Origin of the sequence: Kitasatospora sp. NPDC004799, from assembly GCF_040609095.1 — a bacterium.
Lineage (GTDB): Bacteria > Actinomycetota > Actinomycetes > Streptomycetales > Streptomycetaceae > Kitasatospora.
On the sequence record NZ_JBEXJK010000384.1, the window covers coordinates 1 to 7,818 of the forward strand.

Here is a 7,818-nt window from a genome sequence, read left to right on the forward strand (position 1 = left end):
CCGACCGCGACGGTGGCGAAGAACGGCTCGTCGCTGGCCGTCTCGACGTAGACGGACTCCAGCGCACCGATGCGGTGACCCTTCTCGTCCACCACAGCTGCGCCGAGGACGGCGGCAGCAGCAGCGCCCTGGTCCGCCCGGCTCGGCCGGCGGTCGCCCGCAGCCCGCGCCGCACGGTCCGGACGTCGGCGGCCAGCGGCGCCGGGGCGGGCCGGCCGGGCGGGGCGTAGAGCACCCGCTCGGTGGCCAGCGCCAGTCGGCCGGTGGCCGCCGCCGAGTCCTCGTCCAGCCGCGCCTCCTCGGCGATCCGACGGGCCGCCGACCGCGGGGTGCGTGACTCGTCCGGGGGAATTCCGAGGTCCCAGGCGGAGTCGACCAGCTCGTCCCAGGCGGCCAGCACCTGGGTGTCGGTCAGCTCCGCCGGACCGCCCCCGCCGGGCCCGCGCCGCCCGCCGCCGCCCAGTCGGCGACGGCGCACGGCGGCGCGCCAGACCATCGGCGCGAGCAGCAGTGCGAGCAGTGCGAGCACCCCGGCCAGGGTGCCGAGCACCTGGCCGGAGAGCAGCCAGGACTCCTCTGCGGCCTTGGCGACGGCCTTGTCCTGGGCGCCGCACTCGCCCAGCTGGCGCTGCTTGGGCGTGCAGTCCGAGCCGGCGGTCGGCGCCGGGGCGGCCGAGGAGGGCTGCGGGGCGGCGGTCGCCTGCTGGGTCGGCGCGCTGGTCGGGGCGCTGGACGTCTCGGTGTAGCGGGTCGGGACGCCGCGGCTCGGGGTCGGCTCGAAGCGCAGCCAGCCGTAGCCCGTGAAGTACAGCTCGGGCCAGGCGTGGTACATCCGGCCGGTCACCGAGTAGACGTTGCCGCCCTTGTTGTCGCCGGGGGTGAAGCCCACGGCCACCCGGGCCGGGATCTTCAGCACCCGAGCCATCGCCGCCATGGTGGAGGCGTAGTGCACGCAGAAGCCCCGGCGGTCGCGCAGGAAGACGGCGATGGCGTTGCTGCCGGTGCCGCCGCTGACCGCGGTGTCGTACGTGAAGTCCGGCCCGGTGAACCAGTTGACCAGCGCCGTCGCCCGGTCGTAGTCGTTCTGCGCGCGGGCGGTGACGGACCTGGCCTTCTCGGCGACCAGCGAGGGCAGGTCGGCCGGGACGGCGGTGTAGCGCTCACTGACGTCCGACGGCGCGGCGGCCGCGAGCCGCAGCTCGTCGGCGGTGGGCCGCAGGTCCAGGGCGCTGACGTGGTACCGCAGGCCGCGGATCGCCTTGTCGTTGGCCGGCAGGACGGTCCGGGTCAGCTGGTCGAGCTTCCAGTCGGCCCGGTTGGGGACCTGGACGGAGGCGGCCGGGTAGGGCATCGGCAGCCAGCTGGCCTCCAGTTTGTCGCCGATCGTGAAGTCGCCCTCGATCCGCGGGACCTGGGCGTTGCGCAGGCCCTCGGGGTTGGGCATCGTCACCGGGAGGTCGCTGACCGTGGTGCTGCCGAGCTTCCAGTTGGTGCCGTCGAACTGGTCGAGCGAGCCGGTCCGCAGGTAGACCTGGTCGGCCAGCGGGGTGTCCAGGGTATAGGTGAGCAGCTCCGCGTCGGTCGGCTTGGAGATCGCGGCCTCCAGGCTGACCAGCGGGTCGAGGCTGGTCGCCACGCTCCCGCCGGAGCCCTTGCCCTTCGATTCGCCGGAGTCGGACTGCAGCAGCCCGAAGCTCCACTGCGGCAGGACCACCGGCAGCAGCAGCGCCACCGCCAGGGCCAGCACGCCGACCTGTCGGCCGCCCGGGCTGACCCGGCCGGACTCCACGGAGCCGCGGGCGCCGCCGTAGAACACCCGGCCCCAGCGGGAGACCCGGTCCTGGCCCTCGGCGAACAGCAGCAGCAGGTAGCCGGCCGCCGCGGTGGCGAACCAGACCCAGCTGCCGTGCTCCCCGGCCAGGCCGTTGCCGACCGAGTACAGCGCCAGCAGCGGCAGCCCGGCCAGCGCCGAGCGCCGGTAGGTCACCGCGACGGTGTCCACCGCGACGGCGATCAGACCGATCGCCGAGACCAGGATCAGCCGCAGTCCGGCGGTGGGCGGAGCCGGGATGGCGTACTGCTGTATGTCGTCCAGGCCGGAGGTGAAGACCTCGTCCAGGACCCGCATCGTGGCCGGTCCGGGCAGCACCCCGCCGGCGCCGGCGAAGCCGAGCAGCATCAGCAGGAACAGCGCCAGCAGCTGCACGACCGGCACCGTCCAGCGGTACAGCGGGGAGCGGCGCAGGCCCGCGCCGACCGCGGCGATCACGGCGATCACCAGGGCGGCCTGGGTGAGCCAGCCGCGGGTGGTGAGCAGCGGCATCATGCACAGCGCGGCGAGGGCGGTGGCCAGCGCCGAGTACGCGGTCAGTTTGGCCCGGGTGGTCACGCGCCGGCCTCTTCTCGGTAGGGGGCGGTCGTCCTGCTGCCGTCGGCGGCCCGCCACAGGTCCGGTACGGAGTCCCCGGCGCGCACCGGGACCACCGTCCAGCCGGACTCGCGCAGCTGCCGGACCCGGGCCCGGAAGTCGTCGCCGCCGGTGTCCGGGGCGAGCATCCGCAGGCCGGCCCAGGTGCCGGTGTCCAGCAGGAAGGCGATCGCCCCGCCGGCCCGGCTGCGCAGCCGGCCCAGCCGGGTGGCCTGGGCGTCGTCCAGCTCGCCGAGGACGGCGACCAGCAGGCCCTCGCCGCCGGTGCGCAGCGGGTCCTCGGCGCGGGAGAGGGTGCCGCCGTCGGACAGGTCGGCGACGGCGAGGGCGTCCAGGATCAGCCCGGAGGCGTCGGCGGTGCTGTGGCCGCCCGTGCCCGGCCCGGGCACCGACTGCCCGGCGTCGGTGAGCAGCCGGGTCTGGTAGCCGCGCTCCAGCAGGTGCACGGTGACGGAGGCGGCGCAGCTGACCGCCCACTCGAAGGAGGAGGCGGGGCCGCTGCCCCGGTGGGCGATCTCCCGGGTGTCCAGCAGGACGGTGGCCCGGGCCTGCTGGGGCTGCTCCTCGCGGCGCACCATCAGCTCGCCGTACTTGGCGGTGGAGCGCCAGTGCACCCGGCGCAGGTCGTCGCCGGGCCGGTACTCGCGCAGGATCACGTCGTCGTCGCCGGCCAGCGCCAGGGTGCGGCTGTGGCTCTCGCCCTGGCCGATCCACTCGCCGCTGAGCCGTACCGCGGGGAGCGCCTGGACCTGGGGGACGACGGTGAGGACGTCGGAGGCGGTGAAGGCGCGGGTGACCTCGCACATCCCGAACGGGTCGGACAGCCGCAGCTGGAGCGGCCCGAGCGGGTAGCGGCCGCGCAGGTCGGAGCGGACCCGGTAGGAGACCTCGCGGTGGCCGCGCGGCTCGACCCGGTCCAGCACGAAGCGCGGGCGCGGCCCGAGCACGTACGGGACCTTGTCCTCCAGCAGCAGCACCCCGGTGGGCACCCGGGAGACGTTGTCGACCCGCAGGTGGACCCGGGCCTCCTGGCCGGCGATCGCCCGGCGCGGGCTGAGCCGGCGTCCGCTGGCCACCCGGTAGCGGGTGTTGGCGACCACCACCACGGCGACCAGCGGCAGCGCGGCGAGCAGGACGCCGACGCGCAGCAGGGCGTCCTGGTCGAGCAGGTAGGAACAGACCACCGCGGTGACCCCGGCGGCGAGGAAGGACCGCCCCCGGGTGGTGAGACCGCGGAACCCGGCCCGCAGTCCCGATGCCGAGTCGGACTGGGCCACCTCAGCCCCTCCGGACGGCCGGGCCGCCCTGCGGGCGCGGCAGCGGCAGCCGGGCGACCAGGTCGGCCACGATGTGCTCGGAGGTGCGGCGGCTGAGCTGGGTCTCGGCGGTCGGCATCAGACGGTGCGCCAGGACCGGGACGGCGAGGCGCTGGATGTCGTCCGGGGTCACGTAGTCGCGGCCGTCCAGCGCGGCGGCGGCACGGGCGGCCCGGACCAGGTGCAGGGTCGCGCGCGGCGAGGCGCCCAGGCGCAGCTCGGGGCTGGTGCGGGTGGCGCCGACCAGGTCGACGGCGTAGCGGCGGACCGGGTCGGCGATGTGCACGGTGCGGACCAGGTCGATCAGCTTGAGGATGTCGGAGGCGTGCGCGACCGGCTGGAGGTCCTCCAGCGGGCTGGCGCCGCCGTGCACGTCCAGCATCGCGAGCTCGGCCTCGGGGCTGGGGTAGCCGATCGAGATCCGGGCCATGAAGCGGTCGCGCTGGGCTTCCGGCAGCGGGTAGGTGCCCTCCATCTCGACCGGGTTCTGGGTGGCCACGACCATGAACGGCGAGGGCAGCTCGTAGCTGGTGCCGTCGATGGTGACCTGGCGCTCCTCCATGGACTCCAGCAGCGCCGACTGGGTCTTGGGCGAGGCGCGGTTGATCTCGTCGCCGACCACGACCTGGGCGAAGATCGCGCCCGGGCGGAACTCGAAGTCGTGCCGCTGCTGGTCGTAGATGTTGGTGCCGGTGACGTCCGAGGGCAGCAGGTCGGGCGTGAACTGGATGCGGCGCACGGTGCAGTCGAGCGAGCGGGCGAGCGCCTTGGCCAGCATGGTCTTGCCGACGCCGGGCACGTCCTCCAGCAGCAGGTGGCCCTCGGCGAGCAGGACGGTCAGGGCGATCCGGACGGCCTCCGGCTTGCCCTCGATCACGCTCTCGACGTTGGCGCGGACCCGGTCGACGACCGCGGCGAGCTCGGGGAGTCCGACCGGCCGGAACCCGTTCGCCCTCTGCTGCTCGCCCCCCGCAGGACTGCCGAGTCCGGCCTGATCGTTGTAACTCGTCACCCGTTTACGCTCCCTGGCACCCTGTGCCCGCCCCGTCCCGAGGCCGGACCCCACCCCATGCTTGACGCGGCCGTCCCGGGGGCGGTTCCGAAGGAGGATCCCGGCGCCGGGAAGCGCGGCCTGCGGCCTGGCCGCCCCAGGTGGTTCGGGGTCCGACCGGCAGGCGCATTCTCCCCCGTGCGGTGGCCAGAAGTCACCATGAGGAGGCGCGTGAATGCCCGGACGGCGTTGGCCGGGCTGGGGCCGGGAGGAGGACTCAGCGGATCTCGCGCAGGAGGCCGGTGTGGACGTCGAAGACGAAGCCGCGGACGTCGTCGGTGTGCGGCAGGAAGGGAGAGGTGCGGACGCGCTGCATGGACTGGCGGACGTCGCCGTCCAGGTCGACGAAGGCCTCCACCGCCCACTGCGGGCGCTGGCCGACCTCCAGCTCCAGCTCGCGGCGGAAGTCCTCGGTGAGCCCGAGCAGGCCGCAGCCGGTGTGGTGGATCAGCGCGATCGAGCGGGTGCCGAGGGCGCGCTGGCTGATGGTCAGGGACCGGATGGTGTCGTCGGTGACGACACCGCCGGCGTTGCGGATGACGTGGGCGTCGCCGAGTTCGAGGCCGAGCGCCGCGAACAGGTCCAGGCGGGCGTCCATGCAGGCCACCACGGCGATCCGCTGCACCGGGCGGGCGTCCATGCCGCCGTCCTGGAAGGTCACCGCGTAGGTGCGGTTGGCCGTGACGAAGCGGTCGATGACGGTGGGTCTGGCGGGGTCGGCAGCGGCGTTCGGCGAGGGCCGGTCGGGTGTCACTGTCATGGTGGCGACGTTAGTGGGGATCGGGCCCGCGCGGTGGGGCGAGGAGCTACAGAACAGAGTGTTGTGATCGAGTGCATAGCCACAACAGGAGGGTTTGTCCGGGCTGCTCCCGGATGGCCCGCACGCGGGGCGGGGAGGGGGCGCGCGCCCGCCGCCGAAGGCCCCCGATCCGTACCGTCGCCGGACCGCGCCGACGGCCGCGACCTGCGGTGATCCGTACCGCCGCCCGGGTGGTGCGCCGGAGCGGACCATTGACTGGCAGGGCCCGCGCGATAGAGTTCGTGGCGCAGTGGAGCACACCCGCCGGGGCCCGTCAACGGGCCCTTCCCGGCCGGTGCGGCCCGGTCGACGCGGTCCGTGGCCTCCACCCGCTCCGTGCCCACCTGGCGCACCTTCCCCGGCGCCGGGCGGTCACGACCTTCCCCTCGAGCGGGCGGGGACCACGGGCCGCTTCGTCGTGCCGGGGCACGGTGGGCGAGAATGGTCGCAGCTCCCGGACGTCGGGCTGCTCCGCACCGAGGAAGGGCGCCACCGCGCATGACCACCAACGAACCGGGCCCCAAGCACGTTCCGGTGATGCTCCAGCGGTGCATGGACGCGCTGGCCCCGGCGATCTCGCGGCCCGGCGCCGTCGTGGTGGACGCCACCCTCGGCCTCGGCGGGCACAGCGAGGCACTGCTGACCCAGTTCCCGGACGTCCGGCTGGTCGCGGTGGACCGCGACCCCGCCGCGCTGAAGCTCTCCGGCGAGCGGCTGGCCCCGTTCGGCGACCGGGCCACCCTGGTGCACGCCGTCTACGACGAGATCCCCGAGGTGCTGGAGCGCCTGGGCATCGACGAGGTGGACGGCATCCTGTTCGACCTCGGCGTCTCCTCGATGCAGCTGGACGAGGCGGAGCGCGGCTTCGCGTACGCCCAGGACGCGCCGCTGGACATGCGGATGGACCAGACCCGGGGGATCAGCGCGGCGGAGGTGCTGAACACCTACAGCCACGGCGACCTCGCCCGGATCCTCAAGGTGTACGGCGAGGAGCGGTTCGCCGGGAAGATCGCCTCGGTGATCCTGCGGGAGCGGGAGAAGGAACCGTTCACCACCAGCGCGCGTCTGGTCGAGTTGGTGCGGAACGCCATTCCGGCGGCGACCCGTCGGACCGGCGGGAACCCGGCCAAGCGGACGTTCCAGGCGCTGCGGATCGAGGTCAACGGCGAGCTGGAGGTCCTGGACCGGGCGATCCCGGGGGCGCTGGACGTCCTCGCGGTCGGCGGCCGGATCGCGGTGATGTCCTACCAGTCGCTGGAGGACCGGCTGGTCAAGCAGTACTTCGCCGCCGGTGCCACCAGCACCGCCCCGCCGGGGCTGCCGTTCATCCCGGAGGAGCACCAGCCCTGGCTCAAACTGATCACCCGCGGTGCCGAGCTGGCCACCGAGGAGGAGATCGAGGAGAACCGGCGCGCCGCGCCCGTACGTCTGCGGGTGGCGGAGAGGATCAGGGACCGTAGCAAGCGGGGCTGACGAACGGCCCCGGCGGGGTCCGAAGGGCGGAGGAGAGCAGTGGGGCCGGTGGCCGGTGAGGTCCGGGCGGGGCGGGGAGGACTCCCCGGGCAGGGCAGGGCGCGGATCACGGTCCGGCCGGGCAGGCGTCCGGTACGGGGGCGCACGCCGTTCGCGGTGCTCGTCGTGGTGCTGCTGGCGGCCGGGCTGCTCGGCCTGCTCGCGCTGAACACCGCGCTCAACGAGGGCTCCTTCGAGCTGTCCCGGCTGCAGAAGCAGACCACCGTGGCGACCGACGAGCAGCAGAGCCTCCAGCACGAGATCGACCAGAGCTCGGCCCCGGACGCGCTGGCCAGGCGCGCCGCCGAGCTGGGCATGGTCCCGGCCGGCGGGATGGCCTTCCTGGACGTCCCGAACGGCGGCAAGGTGGTCGGCACCCCGGGCCCGGCGCAGGACAGCCCGCCGGTCAAGCGCTCCACGGCCGAGCCGTGGCCGACCAAGGCCCAGCCCGGTGCCACCCAGCCCGGTGCGGCCCAGCCCGCCGCCGGGCCGTCGCCGGCCGCGCCGCAGCCGAGCGGTGCCCCCTCGCCGGCCGCCCCGCCGCCGGTGCCGACCCCGGCGGCGTCCGCCGGTGACTCGGTGATCCAGCTCAACCCGGTCTCGCCCGCCGCGACCGCCAAGCCGAGCGGGGGTGCCGGCCGGTGACCACGCCACGTCAGCCGGGTGGGTCCGGCAGCTCCGGCGGCTCCGGCAACGGCCGCCGTCCGGTGCC

General features: G+C 74.7%; 6 protein-coding genes. 2 read left to right on the top strand and 4 right to left on the bottom strand.

Annotated elements, in window-relative coordinates; genetic code table 11:
- The 4 genes from ABZW03_RS32965 to ABZW03_RS32980 form a co-directional block, all read right to left on the bottom strand.
- Nucleotides 1-2,389: DUF3488 and transglutaminase-like domain-containing protein (locus ABZW03_RS32965; RefSeq protein ID WP_355266581.1), on the bottom strand; the 2,389-nt coding region annotated here is incomplete at its 3' end.
- The gene (locus tag ABZW03_RS32970; protein WP_355266584.1) at nt 2,386-3,705 is read right to left on the bottom strand and encodes a DUF58 domain-containing protein; all 1,320 of its coding nucleotides are present in this window, start codon (nt 3,703-3,705) and stop codon (nt 2,386-2,388) included. The genes ABZW03_RS32970 and ABZW03_RS32965, both read right to left, overlap by 4 nt.
- Before the next feature lies 1 nt (nt 3,706).
- Complete coding sequence (locus tag ABZW03_RS32975) at nt 3,707-4,621, bottom strand: MoxR family ATPase (RefSeq protein WP_355266595.1); 915 nt, start codon at nt 4,619-4,621, stop codon at nt 3,707-3,709.
- A 391-nt stretch (nt 4,622-5,012) separates the two neighbouring features.
- Entirely contained in the window at nt 5,013-5,555 is a 543-nt protein-coding gene (locus ABZW03_RS32980) for a carbonic anhydrase (RefSeq protein ID WP_355266587.1), read from the bottom strand.
- Between the two features lie 537 nt (nt 5,556-6,092).
- Between ABZW03_RS32980 and rsmH the strand changes: the two genes are divergently transcribed.
- The gene (gene rsmH, locus ABZW03_RS32985) at nt 6,093-7,067 is read left to right on the top strand and encodes a 16S rRNA (cytosine(1402)-N(4))-methyltransferase RsmH (protein WP_355266590.1); all 975 of its coding nucleotides are present in this window, start codon (nt 6,093-6,095) and stop codon (nt 7,065-7,067) included.
- A gap of 156 nt (nt 7,068-7,223) precedes the next feature.
- Entirely contained in the window at nt 7,224-7,751 is a 528-nt protein-coding gene (locus ABZW03_RS32990; RefSeq protein WP_355266593.1) for a hypothetical protein, read from the top strand.
- Nucleotides 7,752-7,818: the final 67 nt, after the last annotated feature.